This window comes from Microcoleus sp. MON1_C5 (genome assembly GCF_036701875.1).
In the GTDB taxonomy this organism is placed as follows: domain Bacteria; phylum Cyanobacteriota; class Cyanobacteriia; order Cyanobacteriales; family Microcoleaceae; genus Microcoleus.
Genome location: NZ_JAUBRN010000001.1, coordinates 1 through 16,286 on the forward strand (window position 1 = coordinate 1; position 16,286 = coordinate 16,286).

The following is a 16,286-nucleotide window of genomic DNA, read 5'->3' on the forward strand; positions in this document are numbered from 1 at the left end:
GATCGCCTGACTGACAGCTCGATCGCCTGACGTTGCGATCAATTAACTGACTCTTTTAAGATACAAGGGGCGGGTTTCACCAACCATGTATGTCGGAAACCAACAATCTAATAAACCCGCCTCCACCCAACGACAAATCCGAATCTAGCTTTTTTGAATGCGAGCGAAAATCAGGTTAAATTGGGTTATTGGTTGGGTGGGGGCGGGTTTTTGTAGATTGTTTATCAGCCTCAAATATTGTTGATAAAACCCGCCCCTACCGGCCCATCGTAGGGGCGGGTTTCACGAACCATGTATGTCGGAAACCAACAATATAATAAACCCGCCCCCGCCCAAGGACAAATCCGAATCTAGATTTTTTTGAATGCGAGCGAAAATCAGGTTAAATTGGGTTATGGGTTGGGTGGGCGCGGGTTTATATAGATGGTGTGTGAGCCTCAAATATTGTTGGTAAAACCCGCCCCTACAGGCCCATCGTAGGGGCGGGTTTCACCAACCATCTATGCCGGAAACTAACAATATAATAAACCCGCCCCCGCCCAACGAACAAATGTTTTATGGGAACAAAATTATGAAATACGATCCTAACAAACACCACCGCCGCTCAATTCGCCTACCAGGATATGATTATAGGACTCCCGGCGCGTATTTTATCACTATTTGCAGTTGGCAGCGCGAATGTTTATTCGGCGAAGTTATTAATGATAAAATGCAATTGAGTCCCTATGGTAAAACTGTTTTATTCAATTGGAGCCTTCTTCCCAAACGTTACCAAAACGTAGCATTAGACAATTTTATTGTGATGCCAAATCACGTGCACGGAATTATTTTTTTGAAAGGCAGCCCAGAAACAAATTATACAGAATCCGATAAATTGGGGCTGATAAAAGCAAAAATTTATCCTTTGTCGGAAATTGTGCGGGGTTTAAAAACATCTTCGGCCCGGCGAATTAACCAAATGCGATATGTGAGTGGCGTATCGGTATGGCAGCGCGGTTATTACGAACATATCATCCGCAATGAAGAATCATTATTTGCCATTCGCGAATATATCATTAATAATCCTTTGTTGTGGGGAAAAAATGAATTGTATCCTCATACTTCCGTCAAAATTAATGAATCTAGTCCATTGGCGATCGAATCGAATGGTAAATCTTATATACAGTCGATCGTTCTGTAATATTATGTCGATGGATTTGTAGGGGCGGGTTTCACCAACCCTCTATGCCTAAAAAAAAACAATATAATAAACCCGCCCCGCCCAACGGTAAATCCGAATCTACATTTTTTTTAGGCGATCGAACATCAGGTTAATCTGGGTTATTGGTTGGGTGGGGGCGGGTTTTTATAGATTGTTTGTATTAATCAAATATTGTTGGTAAAACCCGCCCCTACAGCCGATCGTAGGGGCGGGTTTTACCAACCATTTATGTTAGAAACCAACAATCTAATAAACCCGCCCCCGCTTGGGCGACTAAGGCAAATCAGTGCTCCCCATCAGATAAAGGTCGCACTCCCGGGCCACGCCGCGCCCTTCATTAATCGCCCAAACCACCAAACTTTGTCCCCGGCGACAGTCCCCAGCCGCGAACACTCCCGGAATGCTGGTTGTATATTTTTCGTGCTCGGCTTTCACATTGCTGCGGGCGTCCCGTTCCAATCCCAGCGCATCCAGCAAGGGCTGTTCCGGGCCGAGGAAGCCCATCGCTAGCAAGACAAGCTGCGCCGGCAACACTTTTTCCGTGCCCGGGATGTGGTTCGGAATAAACTGGCCTTTCTCGTTTTTCGTCCACTCCACCTCAACGGTGTGCACAGCTTTGACATTGCCGTTTTCGTCGCCCTCGAACTTTGTCGCCGTGGTGAGATAGCCGCGCGGGTCGTCGCCGAATTTGGCTGCTGCTTCTTCTTGACCGTAGTCGAGGCGGTAGACTTTCGGCCATTCGGGCCAGGGATTGTTGGCCGCCCGTTCCGAGGGCGGTTTCGGCAGGATTTCTAGCTGTACCAGGCTTTTGCAGCCGTGGCGGATGGAGGTGCCCACGCAGTCGGTGCCGGTGTCGCCGCCGCCGATGATCACGATATCTTTGCCTTCGGCGGAGATGAAGTTATCGTTTGTACTCTTGTCTAAAACTGCTTTGGTGTTGGCTGTCAGGAAGTCCATCGCGAAGTGGATGCCTTTTAATTCCCGGCCGGGGATGCCCAAGTCGCGGGGTTTTGTCGCGCCGGTACAGAGCACAACGGAGTCGTATTCTTTTAGCAGTTGTTCCGCGGGCAAGTCTTTGCCGACTTCGGTGTTGCAGACGAATGTCACGCCTTCGTCTTCGAGGACTTTGAGGCGGCGCATCACGACTTGTTCTTTGTCTAGCTTCATGTTGGGGATACCATACATTAGCAGGCCGCCTGGTCGATCGGCTCTTTCGTATACTGTTACCCAATGACCGGCTTTGTTGAGTTGCGCGGCGGCGGACAAACCTGCGGGCCCGGAACCGATGACGGCGATTTTTTTGCCGGTGCGTTTTGCCGGTGGTTCCGCCGTAACCCAGCCTTCATCCCAGCCTTTATCGATAATTGCGGCTTCGATGTTTTTAATCGTGACAGGCGGGTTGTTGATGCCGAGCACGCAAGCGCCTTCGCAGGGTGCGGGACAGACGCGGCCGGTGAATTCGGGGAAGTTGTTAGTTTTGTGGAGTCTGTCTAGGGCTTCTTTCCACAGTCCGCGATATACGAGGTCGTTCCATTCGGGGATGAGGTTGTTAATCGGGCAGCCGCTTGCCATGCCGCTGATAATTGTGCCCGTGTGGCAAAACGGAATGCCGCAATCCATGCAGCGCGCGCCTTGGGTGCGGAGTTTATCCTCCTCCATCGGTAGGTGAAATTCGTCCCAGTTGTGGACTCTCTCGACTGGTGAGAGTTCAGAGGGCAATTCGCGCAAGAATTCGATAAAGCCTGTTGGTTTTCCCATAGTGGTGTTCTGGTTAGAATTTACTATTCTGTCAGTTTCTCAAAGGTGAAGCTGGCTGGCTTCTGAATTAACTATTGTGATCTAAATTGTGTGCGATCGCAGCTCAGATTGAGCAATTCCTACCTGAAATCTTCAATATCGCCGGGAGTCGGGGAATTGTCGGCAGCCGTAAAATATACAGCGACAGCAAAGAAACCGGGTTTTTTAGGGGGATTAAAGGTTTTAAAGGTTTTGATGCAGTATTTTCGTCCATCAAACCCGGTTTCTGCGTAATTTCAGCATTGCTTACTCTGGGACGATCGCATTTACCGCTACAGCCACATCTCGAAACGCTGACGGCTTAACTCGGACGGCCCGCCAGCCTTAACTTTGAAACGCAGTCCCCATCAGGAGGGCATCGAGATCCTATACAAAAAGTTACAGACCTTGCAAAATATTATTTTCAGGATATACTACTGTAAATCTGTCAGATAAGCGGAGTTTACTTTTTGAACTCCAAAAATAGGTAAATAAACTCATGAGCATTACAATTCGGAACGTATCGAAACACTTCGGCTCATTCCACGCAATTGACAACGTGAATTTGGAAATTAAAAGGGGCTCTTTAGTCGCGCTGTTGGGGCCTTCCGGTTCCGGGAAATCGACTCTGCTGAGGATGATCGCGGGGCTAGAACCGCCGGACAGCGGTGAGATTTACCTGATCGGTGAAAATGCTACTCATCAGTCGGTGCAGGAACGCCATATCGGTTTTGTGTTTCAGCACTACGCTTTATTCAAACACATGACTATTCGGAAAAATATTGCCTTTGCGATGGAAATTCGCAAAGTTCCTAAAGGCTCAATTAGCAGGCGGGTTGAGGAACTTTTGGATTTAGTGCAGTTGACAGGTTTGGGCGATCGCTATCCTTCGCAACTTTCTGGGGGCCAGCGGCAGCGGGTTGCTTTGGCCAGAGCTCTAGCGGTTCAACCAAAAGTGCTGCTGCTAGACGAACCTTTTGGAGCATTAGATGCTAAAGTCCGCAAAGAATTGCGATCGTGGCTGCACAACCTTCACAAAGAAGTTAACATCACCACAGTTTTTGTGACTCACGACCAAGAAGAAGCTATGGAAGTAGCCGATGAAATTGTGGTCATGAACAAAGGTAGAGTCGAACAAGTTGGCACTCCTGCTGAAATTTACGACAAACCCGCCTCAGCTTTTGTGATGAGTTTTATTGGGCCTGTCAATGTACTCTCGAATGCTGCGGGTTTGTTCGCCAGCCACGCCCCAACGCCTCGCAATAATGGCGCCGCTCATTCGGACGTAGTGTTTTTGCGCCCCCACGACGTGGAAATTAAAACTAAGCCGGAGTCGGGTTTTTCATTAGCAAAAGTCAGCCGCATCATTCATTTAGGGCGGGAAATACAAACCGAGTTAGTGTTAGAATCCGAGCAGGTAGTAACAGCTTACGTGAGTCGCGAGCGCTTCGATTCTCTACAGTTAACGCGAGATCAGCACGTTTACGTCAAGCCCAAACACGCCATGACTTTCCCTGCTTATTCAATTTAAATCAGCGACTGCATCTTACTCAAAATACTATCCGGGCGCTTCTACAAAACACTGCTCCCACATCGTTACCAGGCTTGTGCCTGGTAATGCTGTCTCGTGGCTCTAAACCGGAGGCAGAGCCTCCTGAAATTCATTCCCAGGCAGAGCCTGAGAACGAGAAAAACGAGAAATCCCAGGCAGAGGCTGGAAGAACTAAAAAAAAGATAGGTGAAGAATATGACTGCTAACAAATTCAAGAATTTAGCAACTAGCACTTTACTTAGTTATCGCCGTTACCTCCAGGCAGGATTAACACTTTGTGCAGGATTGGGACTGTCTGCGATCGCCTCTTCAGTTGCGTACAATTGGGAATACAAATCCATGCAAGCCGAACTGCAAGACCGACTGGACAAAATAGCTACAGACATTCAGAAAGATGTTAGCAGCAATTTAGAAATAATTCGTGCTGCTGGAGCATTTTACAGCGTATTTGACGGCGTTAAAAAACCAGAAATAAAGACATTCGTTGGTTCTGCCCTGTACCGCCATCCGAGCCTGAAGGCGATCGCTTGGCTGCCCCGTGTTTCTGACTCTCCGCAATTCCTGACTGATGAAATAGATTTAGGTTTAGATTTGACTGCCAATCGGCTAGCATTAGAAAAAGCCGCCAAAAGACAAGAAATTATCGCGACTGACCGCCAAAAATGGTCTTCACAAAATCAACCAAGCGTCTTCGTATTTCTGCCAATTTTTAGTCAAAATTCTCCTGGCGACACCGCAGAATTGTCGCAAAATTTACCTGCTAGGAATCCCGAAAACTTAAAAGGTTTTGCATTGGGAATTTTGCTGGTTGATGCTATTGTTAAGTCAGCTTTACAGGAAACTCAACTCAACTTTGTTAATGTGTATCTTCAAGATGCTATGGCTCCTGAAGCAGAAAGATTTCTCGCTTTTTACGAAGCAAAGACTAAAAGGATCGTCACCGACGAAAACATTAAAAATCAACTTCAAATTGGGGAAAGAGCTTACTGCCCGGATGGCAGCAGTTGCACCCGCATTCTCAATATTGAAAATCGCCGGTGGTTGCTGCAACTGCGGCTAACGCCAGAGTACATTAATCCTCTAAGATTTTGGCGTTCTTTGACTGTTTTAATCTTTGGGACAATCTTAACTTTGGCGGCGACACTTTATTTAATGAGCTTGTGGAATTATACCGCTCTAATTGAAAAAATAGCAGCGGAACGCACGGCTAAATCTCAACGGCTAGAACAAACTTTGCAAGAGTTGCAGCAAACTCAAAGTCAACTGATTCAGCAGGAAAAAATGTCTAGTTTGGGTTTATTAGTCGCTGGTGTCGCCCACGAAGTGAACAACCCTATTAGTTTTATTTACGGCAATATCCACCACGCCAGCGCATATACTAGCGATTTGTTGGAGTTGGTAAAACTCTACCAAAAACACTATTTATCCCCTCCGGCGGAAATTTTAGAGTATTTAGAAAAGGTGGACTTTGACTTTCTCAAAAAAGATTTGCCACAACTGCTGTCCTCAATGAAAATAGGAGCAGATCGCATTGTTCAAATAGTCCAATCTTTGCGGAATTTTTCTCGCTTAGATGAAAGCGAAATGAAACCTGTCAACATCCATGAAGGCATTGACAGCACTCTGCTAATTCTGCAAAGCCGCCTGAAAGCGACAGGCGATCGCCCGCCGATCGAGATTGTTAAAAACTACGGCAATTTACCTTTAGTAGAGTGCTATGCCGGACAATTAAATCAGGTGTTTATGAATATTCTGGCTAATGCGATCGACGCCCTTGAGAGTTACAACCTCGATCGCGGGCCCAAAACAGCGAAAGCCAATCCGATCGCGATCGCCATAACCACAGAATATTCAATCCCTGACAAAATAATTGTGCGGATATCTGACAACGGCCCCGGTATGGCAGAAAATGTCAAAAAACGGCTGTTCGACCCCTTCTTTACAACGAAACCGGTCGGAAAAGGCACAGGATTGGGACTGTCCATCAGCTATAAAATTGTCGTAGAAAAGCACAAAGGTACGCTGCGCTGCGATTCGACACCGGGATTGGGGACGGAATTCTCGATCGAGATTCCGCTGCGGCAAGAAGTCAGACAAGCTGTACCGTTTGTTTCGCGGAAAATATCCGAGGCAGCTTAGAAAGGGCTGGCGAAGGAAAATTTTTTTCTCATTAACTACTGTAATTCGGTCGGATTATAGTATTATATGTAATAATGCCGCAATCAATACTGCTTTATGCAGCTTAAACCGTCGGCACTGCCGATACTGTATAACCCAAACACGGCGAGAGTAAATATGTTCAGTGACTTGCAAATTATTTACGAACGCGACCCCGCGGCGCGCAACTGGCTGGAAGTATTATTTTGCTATCCCGGACTGCAAGCACTTTTTTTCCACCGGATAGCACACTGGCTTTATTCGGCTTGCCTGCCGTTTGTACCGCGCTTGATTTCCCAAGTGAGCCGCTTTTTAACAGGTATTGAGATCCACCCAGGTGCGAAAATTGGTAGGGGGGTGTTTATCGACCACGGCATGGGGGTGGTAATTGGCGAAACTGCGATCGTTGGAGATTATGCTGTAATTTATCAAGGAGCGACCATTGGTGGCACGGGTAAAGAAATAGGAAAACGGCATCCAACGCTCGGAGAAAATGTAGTGGTAGGAGCCGGTGCTAAAGTTTTAGGCAATATTCAAATTGGCAATAATGTTCGGATTGGTGCGGGTTCGGTGGTGCTGCGGGATGTCCCTAGCGATTGCACTGTGGTGGGAATTCCCGGCCGTATTATCTCTCGGAAAAAGCAGGTGGAAGATGCTCAAAATTCTCAAGGCCTACCGGATTTGGAAGCTCAAGCGATTCGAGCTTTGTTCGATAGAATTAAGGATTTAGAAGAGCAGGTTGCTTTTTTGAAATCTCAACAATCTCCGCTCAAAACAACTCAATCAGAGCAAGCAGAGGTCGAAAAACATGAATTATTCCTGTCTTCTGATTTATTCATTACACAGTTTTTAGACGGTGCAGGAATCTAGTAAAGCTTTAATTTATATAGATTTTTGCCAGCCACACTATCCTGTGGTCATTGGACAAACTAACTTTTATTCTTTCAGTAACTGGCTATGACTATTGCTTCTCTTTCCACTAAAACTTTTGATGAAACGAGCAGACATATATTTTCTCGTCGTTCGCACTTGCCCAACAGAAGCAATGCTCTGTGGCGCATTGAAACTGGAGTAGTGCGAACGGTAACGTGGCTTGAAGATGGCACGATTATCACCTTGGGATTGTGGGGGCCTGGTGATACGATCGGCAAACCGATATCAAAATGCGATCCTTTTCAAATTGAATGCCTCACTAAAGTCGAGGCAATTTTACTATGTGGCGATCGCTGGCTAAATAGAGAGATTTTGCTCAATCACATTCAGCAGGCTGAAGACTTTATGGTAATGCGAGGGTACAAAAGAGTGGATTTTATGCTCTATCAACTATTAACTTGGCTGGCTAAGAGGTTTGGTTCTGAGGTAGAGCAAGGACATCTGATCGATATGATTTTAACGCATCAGGACATTGCAGAAATCATCGGTACAAGTCGCGTAACTGTCACTCGCACCCTCGGTCATTTTGAGCAGCAAGGCTTGATCGATCGTCTGCCGCTCCACCGGATTATTCTACAACCTTCCGAGGTTTGGCACTACGAAATATAAAAGGTTATTAACTGTTAATTGTTTACTAGCGCCGATGTAGGTGATACGAATGCAGTCGAAATATTTTTTTCGGTGACAATGCGATATTCGAGCAAATTCACAGTTTTATAGACAACAAATAATTTGTATCGAATCTGCGTTAATTAAATTTTCTCATCGACTCGTCAATAAGTTCAAAAGCAAGGGCGATCGTCGCCCTTGCTTTTTTCTTTCTGTTGATTTCTTTCTTCTGGCTGCCAACAGATGCGATATCTCGCACCTGTTGACTGCCGTTAAGTAGGTGAGTATGAACTGATATGTTGCACCATTCTTAATTAGCCTTTTATGAACAGGCAAGATGCCTGTTCCACAAGAAAATTTATCTTTTGTGGAACAGGCATCTTGCCTGTTGCTGACAATGGTGCAAGATATCAGTATGAATAAACTTAACGATGACACAGCATATATCCGCCTACGTACTTAGCAGTTACTTTAAGGGGGTGGTAGTGCCTCTAAAATACTCGCTTCCTGCAACATTTGAGACTTTCGGGCTCTACCCGCTTCGGGGTGTTCCCAAGACGGTGCAAAGGGTGGAACCAAGAAGGAGCAAGCTTTCCACCCACCCTGTACCCCCACGCCGAGCATCAGGCAGTTTCCGCCCCTGTGCCCGTGCTGCTCGTAAAACCGACAGTGCCGACAGCTTAAACCTACATTTACGCTGCTCACGGGATTCCTCCAACCGTTTTTGTAATAAAAATATACTAACCCCTGTACGCCTACCGGAATTGTGTACTATTATATAATGTACAATTTAAACTCGATCGCCAGTGGGGAATGTGGAACTATCTTCTAGAGTAGAATACGCCCTGTTAGCGCTCTTGGAACTGGCGAGCCACCATCCGAAGGATTCGCCCCTAACAGTAAACGAAATTACTGCTTCTCAAGAGATACCGGAACGCTATTTAGACCAAATACTTGCCGTGCTGCGGCGTGCAAGTATTGTCCAGAGTCTGCGGGGCGCTAAAGGCGGTTATTTGCTAGCGAAAGAGCCTTGGCAGATTACTTTGCTAGAGGTGTTTTCGACTCTCGAAGGCGACGGCAGCGGCCAGACCCAAAAAGTTTCGGAATCTGCAACAATAGAAAAAACTGCGGTGCTAGAAATCTGGCAGGAAGCTCAACAGGCATCTTTGGCGGTTTTGGGCAAATACACATTACAAGATTTGTGCGAACAGCGGGATATTCGCAAACAAGCACATCCCATGTACTACATTTAAATGGAGAGAAATTAAGCCATGAGAATTGCTAAGGATGTTACAGGAATAATTGGCAGAACTCCTTTAGTTCAGCTCAATAAAATTCCCCAAGCCGAAGGAGTAGTTGCTCAAATTGTGGCCAAATTGGAAGGGATGAATCCGGCTGCTTCGGTGAAAGATCGGATTGCAGCCAGCATGATTCAGGCTGCAGAAGAGGCGGGGTTAATTCAACCCGGGAAAACTATTTTAGTTGAACCGACTTCAGGCAATACTGGAATTGCTTTGGCAATGATCGCGGCGGCGAAAGGCTACCGTCTGATTTTAACTATGCCGGATACGATGAGTACGGAACGCCGATCGATGCTGAAAGCTTACGGAGCTCAGTTGGAATTGACGCCCGGACATGAAGGGATGTTAAGCGCGATCGCCCGTGCGGAAGAAATTGTAGAAGAAACCCCCGACGCTTTCATGCTGCAACAGTTTCGCAACCCCGCTAATCCGAAAATTCACCGGGAAACCACGGCCGAGGAAATTTGGGAAGATACAGAGGGTAAAGTAGATTTTTTAGTTGCTGGAGTTGGCACCGGCGGTACGATTACTGGAGTTGCTGAGGTAATTAAACAGCGGAAATCGAGTTTTAGGACGATCGCAGTTGAACCCGCCACCAGCCCCGTGCTTTCTGGAGGTAAATCTGGTGCTCACAAAATTCAAGGGATTGGTGCAGGATTCATCCCGGAAGTGTTGAAACCCGAGTTAATTGATGAGGTGATCGCAGTTAGCGACGAAGATGCGATCGCCTACAGTCGCCGACTAGCCAGAGAAGAAGGATTGTTGTCAGGAATTTCTGCAGGCGCCGCTTTGTATGCCGCAATTCAAGTCGGCAAGCGTCCGGAAAATGCTGGAAAATTGATAGTTTTTGTGCAGCCTTCTTATGGCGAACGCTACCTCAGTACAGTCTTGTTCAAAGATTTAGAATTGCCTTCAGTCCGCGAACTCGAAGCATTAGTCAGCAATTATTAATACGTAGTAGGGGCAATCCCCGTGGTTGCCCTTGCAAATTAGGGGTAGGTCTTCTTGGCACTACCCCTAATTTTCAGACTTGATACAACTTCCAACTCGCCATCGCCAACATTCCGTAAATAACAAACTTTAGCGGGCGTTGAGGCATAATTTGGCAGAATTTAGCACCTACCAAAACTCCCGGCACCGAACCCAACCAAATTGGCAAAACTAAACTCCAGTCTACTGTTCCGAGGCTGAGGTGTCCCAGAGATGTAAACATCAACAAAATTGCCGCCTGCGAAATATCTGTACCCACCAATTTAGAAGTATCCAGGCGGAAAAAAGCAATCAGCAACAGTGCAAACATCGCACCAGAAGACACGCTAGTGATTCCCACTATGCAGCCTAAAATTGCTGCCGCACTCACAGTACAAATACGGCCATAATTAGTATTTAAGTCCCATTTACCGGGCCAAGGCAATTTAAAACTAGGGAAAAATGTTTTGAGCACTAATTGGGTCAGCGATAAAGCGACAATTAGTGCGATCCCTACTCCGAGACAGCGCAGCAATATGCTGTCTAAGTCGTGACTTCCGCTGGATTTGATGCAGTGTAAAATCCACACGCCAGTCAGCGAACCGGGCACGCTGCCCAAAGCCAGCCACTTAACTATTTGCAAGTCGAGGGTCTTTTGCTGCCAGTGTTTGAAGCCGCCAACAACTTTCATCAGTGTAGCAGCTACGACATCCGAACTAATAGCAATTGATGCCGGAACCTGGAAGACAAAAATTAACATTGGGGTGATGAGCGAGGCTCCGCCAACTCCGGTCAAACCAACGATAATGCCCACAAAAAAGCTGAGAAAGGATAGTAATAAGTAGTTCACGGTTATGCCCAAAAACTGTGTATTTAAGCGCTGCCAACCCACAAATAGATAACTGGGGCGGCTCCTGTAACACAGCTACACAGGCTAAATCTCACTTGCATTTCAATATTGTTTACCAAAAACTTGTCTCTTCAAGGCTTTAGAGTGGCCGCGTTCTCAGCAACAATATTCTTGGTAAAAGTAAGTAAATGCAAATAAACAAGACTACAGAAATTGTAGTGTAAAAGCTCCCTGATTTTCTTAAATGTACCTGTGTAACCGATCAAAAACCCTGGATTGATTTATGGGGTTTAATTTTGTCTTCTACCTTGAAGTGACGATCGTCATAGGTAAAGTAGAGCTGAGGTTAACCGACTGCTTGCCGGCAAAGAAATCGGGAGTATCGAGAACATTAAAATGAATCAATGCCACAATGACAAGAGTGAAGGCGGTTGATGATACTAAACCCGTCAATAACTCTTTCTTGAAGTTTTTTTCCTTGGGTTGGTCTGTAAAAACATCTAAAGTTCCTAGCTGCATCAACAGAATTCCCGCAATATTGGAAAGCCAGTAGCCGACAATTGTGCAAGGAAACAGTAAATCTGGGGAAAGCAAGCTACAGATATACCCAAAGGCATAGGCAATTGGCAGATTGAAAAATATGTCGTTCCACCAACACAGCGGTGATAGCAAATATCCAATTGCCAGAAACAACCCGCCTCTGAGCTTTTTAAACCAGACTTCCTTAAAGCCCTTAGCTTGTGGCAACTGTTGGGTCAGTTGTCCTGCAAGCTGGTACTCTTCACTGACTTTTTTAGCGTTTTCCACGTTAATAACTCATTACTCGATCGACTAACCGTAGTTTAACAGCCCAAATCGGTTATGTCTAGTAAGTCAATCTAGTTACCGTATTTTGTGGGTGTTCGGCTAAATATACTGTGTTTCCAGTACAAAAATATCTATCCGAGAGAGGTTGTTGAGAATGCTGGCTAGTGCTAATTTAGGCGCCGATCGAGAAATTGAAAGTTTCAGGCAAATGCTTGACAGTTTGCCAAAGATATGCTGTGTCGATGCCCCAGTAAAATTGCAGGTAAACGAGCAAAAGCCCGATCGCGACTGTCACGCCGAGCAATTTAGGGACTATTTTCGCGACAGTCTCCAGCACTACGAATGCTGCCCAGATAGCAGCACCTAAGATGATAATGGAAGCGATCGTGGCAACTGTATCGCTGTTCATAATTAACTCCTGTTGACAATTAATCGGGTATGACAGAACTATTTGGGCTGACGGCGGCTGCAAAGATAAAATAAATTACTCCAATGCCCAATAAGCCGACAGCCGAACTAAAGAGGAATATCAACCAATCTGACGGTTCGTAGGTATCCTCGTCAATTTGGCGGCGAACGGTAAAGTAGTGCTTAGTTGAGATTAAGACTGTCGCCAAACCTATTAGAGAGAAGATTAAACCCAACTTCCACCCCATCCCCTGGCGGTACTGTACGGGCATTTGCACGACGCGAAGTCGGACGATGATGACGCCAAAACCCATGAGGGCGACCGCCGCCCGCATCCATGCTAAGAAGGTTCGCTCATTTGCCGATCGATCGATCGCCCGCGACAGATTTTGCTGCGTTCGTTTCTCATCATCTACTTGCATCGGTTTGAACGATAATTGCACGCGATCGAACTCTTTAAGATTGATATAAAACCGGCGCCCTTATTCTGGTGCCATCAAACCTTCTAAGCTAGAAGGAACGGTGAACATATAATATATTACCCCAGCCCCTAGGATGGCGATCGCGAGGCTGAAAAGAATTACCCAGCGATCGGTAGGTTCATAAGTATCGTAATCGATATCCTCGCGGACGCCGAAGTAGTGCTTAGTTGATAATAGCACCGTAAGCAAACCAACTATTGAAAAAAGCAAACCTAACTTCCAACCATTGCCGGGAGTGGGCAGCAGAGGGGGATGAAAGGCGCGAAGGCGCACGATAACTACGCCAAAACCCATCAGCGATATTGCTGTCCGCATCCATGCTAAATAAGTGCGCTCGTTGGCCAAGTGATCCCGCACCCGCGACGGATTTGGTCGCTTAATCTTTTCTGTATTTACTTTCGTGGATTTCCAATTTAATAGCATAGATAAACCTTTTAATTTTAACGCCAAATTAAGAAGGGGAACCGATATATTTTCGCTGGGACGGTTATCCGCCGGGGATCGATCCCCGGCGGGTTCTTGCGTTGCAACGGGCTTTACACAGGCGATCGCATTACAACTTTACCAAAACTAATCATTTTCCTCAGTAGGTGCGTTGGGAACTTGTGCATCTATGTAAGCCTGAGTCACATCAGGAACAAACCAATTCGCATCCCCAGGCTGGAAAACCTTAGCAGTAGGAACGTTGAATTCTACAGCCCCCGTATCGGGATTAGCTCTCGCTACAACTTGAGTTCCGTCAACTATCTTAACAGCTAGACCGCCAGTCAATTCTTCTGAAGGTTGATCGGTCGTTCTTAAATCGGTTGCATTGACATCGCTGGGTAGAAAAATCCCATCGCAATCCCATTTATGTTCAGTTGTTTGGCCGTCAGCTAGAAAATACAGGGCATTATCGTAAGAAGAGTCCGCTGCTTTTTTGCCTTTCGGACCGTAGACAGCCAGGGTTTTCCCTGTCTCGTTGCGGCACTGACCCCAAGGTTTTCCCGTTTCTAAAGTGTATTTTTGAAACTCCAATTGAGAGATTTTTTTCCGGAGTTCTTTAGGGGTATAATTCTGGGCGGTATCGGGTGAGTCTTTCGCAGCCTTGAGAGTGTTCAGAGCTTCAGTCAGAGCTTCAGTCACCTCTATGTAGTCGGGATTGCTCGCATATTTCGGCGTTTTTGGAGCGTCGGCCCAGGAGGGGGGAACGAATACTAAATTGGCGACCATTACCAAGAGCACTAAAACAAATTTGAAGATTTTCACAATTTTTGTCCTTTTCTAGGTTGTCAGGTTTTTTCCCACTTTCTGTTTGCTTGCTATCTTAGGACTTAGGCAAAAACGAACTCTCTTTAACTGATTGGCCACAGAAACCAAATTTAGCAGAATCGAAAATTCTGGTTTTTTAGGATTAGACCTATTGTCAAAGTCGAGCGGCGTGGGGTAGTGGCGAAGTGTTCGGGCGATATTTTAAGGATTCCTCCTCAAGTTTTTAGCTGAGTTGGATTCACCACTACAGGATTTAGTGAAATGACAGGTATATTCTTGCCTAAGTCTGGCAACTGGCTAGCTCACAATATGGCTTGAACTTTCGTAAAAATTCGAGGCTAAATTAGTTTGAAGCTGCTTTTAGCTCGGTCAATTAGTTCATTATTAACTTAGCATATTTAGTGATATATGGCAAGTAATTTAGACACGCTTTTAAGAAAACAATTGGTAAGGTAAAAATGATAAGTTAGAACTTATGAAGTTAGGAAAAACTATCTACCTATAGAGGGATGTAAGTAGCGAAACCGGGGCTAATTCTTAGTTAGATTGAAATGCCGGGAGCAGGCGATAAGTACCGCTTTCAATCAGAATGAATATTCCCAAGCCAATCAAGACAAAAGGGACAACAGCCTTGGTATAGCGAGTCAAAATATGGGCGATCGCCCTTTGGCGAGTTAACAGGTAAGCGGCATAAGACCAAACACCTACCATCACGAAGAAAACCGCCAAAATCACCACCAAGCTCGGCAAATCGCTGCTAGCAAACAGCGGCAAATAAATGCCGATGTTGTCTCCTCCGTTTGCCACTGTTACCGCAGCCACATTCAAAGTTTGGGGATTAAAAAGATTTGCTAATTTTGACAAAGCAGATGAATTAGATTGAGGGTTAAATTCGCCCGATACCGCTTGTACGTCATTTTCCTCATTTTCTCTCTTGACCAAGTGACTGATGCCGATCGCGATCGGAACCAAACCCAGCAAGCCAATCCAAGCTTTCGGCACAATTAAACCGCCAAAAAAACCGGGCAAACTAGCAGCGATGAGTGCTGCAAATCCGAGGTACTTACCGACAAAGATATGCCGGGGGCGGAAAGTATCATTTACCTGGGCGAAGAACAGCATCGAAAGCACCATATCGTCGATATTGGTTGCGGCAAAAGACGTAATCCCGGCAATAATCGCTGCTGCAATCCAATTCATGTGCTGTCCCTGCAATTTTTCTAGACTTCAGTTTCCCTGGCGTTACCTCTGCTCATAGTTATCAAACAGAAAGCACAACCGACTAAAGATATTATACTTAAAGTTGGGCTTGCCAGAGTGCCGCTTTTAACCAGAATCGCCATTCCCAATCCGATTAAAACAAAAGGTACTAATTGATTGCCGTAGCGAGTCAAAGTATCTGCGATCGCCCGCATCTGAATTAACCGATAAGCAGCGTAGCACCAAACGCCCACCATCCCGAAGAATACAGTGAGAACCACCGCCAAACTTTCTAAAGTATTGCTAGCAAAAAGCGGCACATATATCCCGATATTGTCGCCCCCATTTGCCACCGTCACCGCTGCTACGCTGTAAGTTTGAGGAGACAGAAAACTGCTAAAAAAAGATTTCTCAGATTGCTCTAATTCTGCCTCAGCTTCCGAATCGTCAGTTTCTGGATTCAGCAAGCGGCTAAGCCCGATCGCAATTGGCAGCAAACCCAGCATTCCGATCCAATCTGGGGGAAAGATTAAGCGGCCAAAAAAGCTGGGAAGGCTAACAAACACCAGTGCAGTAAAACCCAGATACTGACCGAAGACGATATGCCTGTGCCGAAATACTGCATTTACCTGCGAGAAAAACAGCAGCAGAATCAGAATATCGTCTAGATTCGTAGCCGTAAAAGCTGTCAGTGCGGTAGAAATTGCTGTTAGTAACTCATTCATTTCTGTGTCTCCTCAGATTTTTTATTTCGTTGTACTCGCTGGGATCGTATCTTCGGAACGGGCAA

Annotated in this window: 18 protein-coding genes; 8 read left to right on the forward strand and 10 right to left on the reverse strand. The window is 46.0% G+C overall.

Going from position 1 to position 16,286, the window contains the following annotated elements; genetic code table 11:
- Positions 1-571 precede the first annotated feature (571 nt).
- Positions 572-1,180: a transposase gene (locus QUA71_RS00005; RefSeq protein WP_333280640.1), complete on the forward strand. Its 609-nt coding sequence runs from the start codon at positions 572-574 to the stop codon at positions 1,178-1,180.
- A gap of 294 nt (positions 1,181-1,474) precedes the next feature.
- On the opposite strand, the gene gltD is transcribed toward QUA71_RS00005, so the two are convergent.
- Positions 1,475-2,959, reverse strand: coding sequence for a glutamate synthase small subunit (gene gltD, locus QUA71_RS00010; protein WP_333280643.1), 1,485 nt, complete (start codon positions 2,957-2,959; stop codon positions 1,475-1,477).
- 86 nt (positions 2,960-3,045) lie between these two features.
- Between gltD and QUA71_RS00015 the strand changes: the two genes are divergently transcribed.
- The 5 genes from QUA71_RS00015 (at position 3,046) to QUA71_RS00035 (ending at position 8,228) form a co-directional block, all read left to right on the forward strand.
- A complete protein-coding gene (locus QUA71_RS00015; protein WP_333280646.1) occupies positions 3,046-3,303 on the forward strand; it encodes a hypothetical protein in 258 nt (85 codons plus the stop codon).
- 173 nt (positions 3,304-3,476) lie between these two features.
- Complete coding sequence (locus QUA71_RS00020; RefSeq protein WP_333280649.1) at positions 3,477-4,508, forward strand: sulfate/molybdate ABC transporter ATP-binding protein; 1,032 nt, start codon at positions 3,477-3,479, stop codon at positions 4,506-4,508.
- A gap of 216 nt (positions 4,509-4,724) precedes the next feature.
- Entirely contained in the window at positions 4,725-6,668 is a 1,944-nt protein-coding gene (locus QUA71_RS00025) for an ATP-binding protein (RefSeq protein ID WP_333280651.1), read from the forward strand.
- A gap of 156 nt (positions 6,669-6,824) precedes the next feature.
- Positions 6,825-7,556 (forward strand): serine O-acetyltransferase, encoded by a 732-nt coding sequence (cysE, locus tag QUA71_RS00030; protein ID WP_445243740.1) that lies wholly within the window; start codon positions 6,825-6,827, stop codon positions 7,554-7,556.
- Positions 7,557-7,643: 87 nt separating this feature from the next.
- Positions 7,644-8,228: a Crp/Fnr family transcriptional regulator gene (locus QUA71_RS00035; protein WP_333280657.1), complete on the forward strand. Its 585-nt coding sequence runs from the start codon at positions 7,644-7,646 to the stop codon at positions 8,226-8,228.
- Between the two features lie 471 nt (positions 8,229-8,699).
- On the opposite strand, the gene QUA71_RS00040 is transcribed toward QUA71_RS00035, so the two are convergent.
- Positions 8,700-8,933 (reverse strand): hypothetical protein, encoded by a 234-nt coding sequence (locus tag QUA71_RS00040; protein WP_333280661.1) that lies wholly within the window; start codon positions 8,931-8,933, stop codon positions 8,700-8,702.
- 110 nt (positions 8,934-9,043) lie between these two features.
- On the opposite strand from QUA71_RS00040, the gene QUA71_RS00045 reads away from it, so the two are divergent.
- Positions 9,044-9,481, forward strand: a complete 438-nt coding sequence (locus QUA71_RS00045) for an Rrf2 family transcriptional regulator (RefSeq protein WP_333280664.1) — start codon at positions 9,044-9,046, stop codon at positions 9,479-9,481.
- An 18-nt stretch (positions 9,482-9,499) separates the two neighbouring features.
- Positions 9,500-10,480 carry a cysteine synthase A gene (cysK, locus tag QUA71_RS00050; protein WP_333280666.1) on the forward strand — a complete coding sequence of 327 codons (981 nt, stop codon included), beginning with the start codon at positions 9,500-9,502 and terminating at the stop codon, positions 10,478-10,480.
- Between the two features lie 73 nt (positions 10,481-10,553).
- On the opposite strand, the gene QUA71_RS00055 is transcribed toward cysK, so the two are convergent.
- From QUA71_RS00055 to QUA71_RS00090, 8 genes are all read right to left on the reverse strand, one after another.
- The gene (locus QUA71_RS00055) at positions 10,554-11,348 is read right to left on the reverse strand and encodes a sulfite exporter TauE/SafE family protein (RefSeq protein WP_333280670.1); all 795 of its coding nucleotides are present in this window, start codon (positions 11,346-11,348) and stop codon (positions 10,554-10,556) included.
- 303 nt (positions 11,349-11,651) lie between these two features.
- Complete coding sequence (locus QUA71_RS00060; RefSeq protein WP_333280673.1) at positions 11,652-12,155, reverse strand: hypothetical protein; 504 nt, start codon at positions 12,153-12,155, stop codon at positions 11,652-11,654.
- Positions 12,156-12,327: 172 nt separating this feature from the next.
- Entirely contained in the window at positions 12,328-12,564 is a 237-nt protein-coding gene (locus tag QUA71_RS00065) for a hypothetical protein (protein ID WP_333280676.1), read from the reverse strand.
- 19 nt (positions 12,565-12,583) lie between these two features.
- A complete protein-coding gene (locus QUA71_RS00070) occupies positions 12,584-13,006 on the reverse strand; it encodes a DUF202 domain-containing protein (RefSeq protein WP_333280679.1) in 423 nt (140 codons plus the stop codon).
- A 39-nt stretch (positions 13,007-13,045) separates the two neighbouring features.
- Positions 13,046-13,468, reverse strand: coding sequence for a DUF202 domain-containing protein (locus QUA71_RS00075; protein WP_333216968.1), 423 nt, complete (start codon positions 13,466-13,468; stop codon positions 13,046-13,048).
- A gap of 147 nt (positions 13,469-13,615) precedes the next feature.
- Complete coding sequence (locus QUA71_RS00080; protein ID WP_333280682.1) at positions 13,616-14,293, reverse strand: hypothetical protein; 678 nt, start codon at positions 14,291-14,293, stop codon at positions 13,616-13,618.
- Positions 14,294-14,833: 540 nt separating this feature from the next.
- Positions 14,834-15,496 carry a cadmium resistance transporter gene (locus QUA71_RS00085; RefSeq protein ID WP_333280685.1) on the reverse strand — a complete coding sequence of 221 codons (663 nt, stop codon included), beginning with the start codon at positions 15,494-15,496 and terminating at the stop codon, positions 14,834-14,836.
- Between the two features lie 20 nt (positions 15,497-15,516).
- Positions 15,517-16,221 (reverse strand): cadmium resistance transporter, encoded by a 705-nt coding sequence (locus QUA71_RS00090; protein ID WP_333280687.1) that lies wholly within the window; start codon positions 16,219-16,221, stop codon positions 15,517-15,519.
- Positions 16,222-16,286 lie beyond the last annotated feature (65 nt).

Coding starts and splice junctions, on each gene's coding strand:
- QUA71_RS00005 (WP_333280640.1), top strand. CDS start 572: ATGAAATACGATCCTAACAAACACCACCGCCGCTCAATTCGCCTACCA.
- gltD (WP_333280643.1), bottom strand. CDS start 2,959: ATGGGAAAACCAACAGGCTTTATCGAATTCTTGCGCGAATTGCCCTCT.
- QUA71_RS00020 (WP_333280649.1), top strand. CDS start 3,477: ATGAGCATTACAATTCGGAACGTATCGAAACACTTCGGCTCATTCCAC.
- QUA71_RS00025 (WP_333280651.1), top strand. CDS start 4,725: ATGACTGCTAACAAATTCAAGAATTTAGCAACTAGCACTTTACTTAGT.
- cysE (WP_445243740.1), top strand. CDS start 6,825: ATGTTCAGTGACTTGCAAATTATTTACGAACGCGACCCCGCGGCGCGC.
- QUA71_RS00035 (WP_333280657.1), top strand. CDS start 7,644: ATGACTATTGCTTCTCTTTCCACTAAAACTTTTGATGAAACGAGCAGA.
- cysK (WP_333280666.1), top strand. CDS start 9,500: ATGAGAATTGCTAAGGATGTTACAGGAATAATTGGCAGAACTCCTTTA.
- QUA71_RS00065 (WP_333280676.1), bottom strand. CDS start 12,564: ATGAACAGCGATACAGTTGCCACGATCGCTTCCATTATCATCTTAGGT.
- QUA71_RS00075 (WP_333216968.1), bottom strand. CDS start 13,468: ATGCTATTAAATTGGAAATCCACGAAAGTAAATACAGAAAAGATTAAG.
- QUA71_RS00085 (WP_333280685.1), bottom strand. CDS start 15,496: ATGAATTGGATTGCAGCAGCGATTATTGCCGGGATTACGTCTTTTGCC.
- QUA71_RS00090 (WP_333280687.1), bottom strand. CDS start 16,221: ATGAATGAGTTACTAACAGCAATTTCTACCGCACTGACAGCTTTTACG.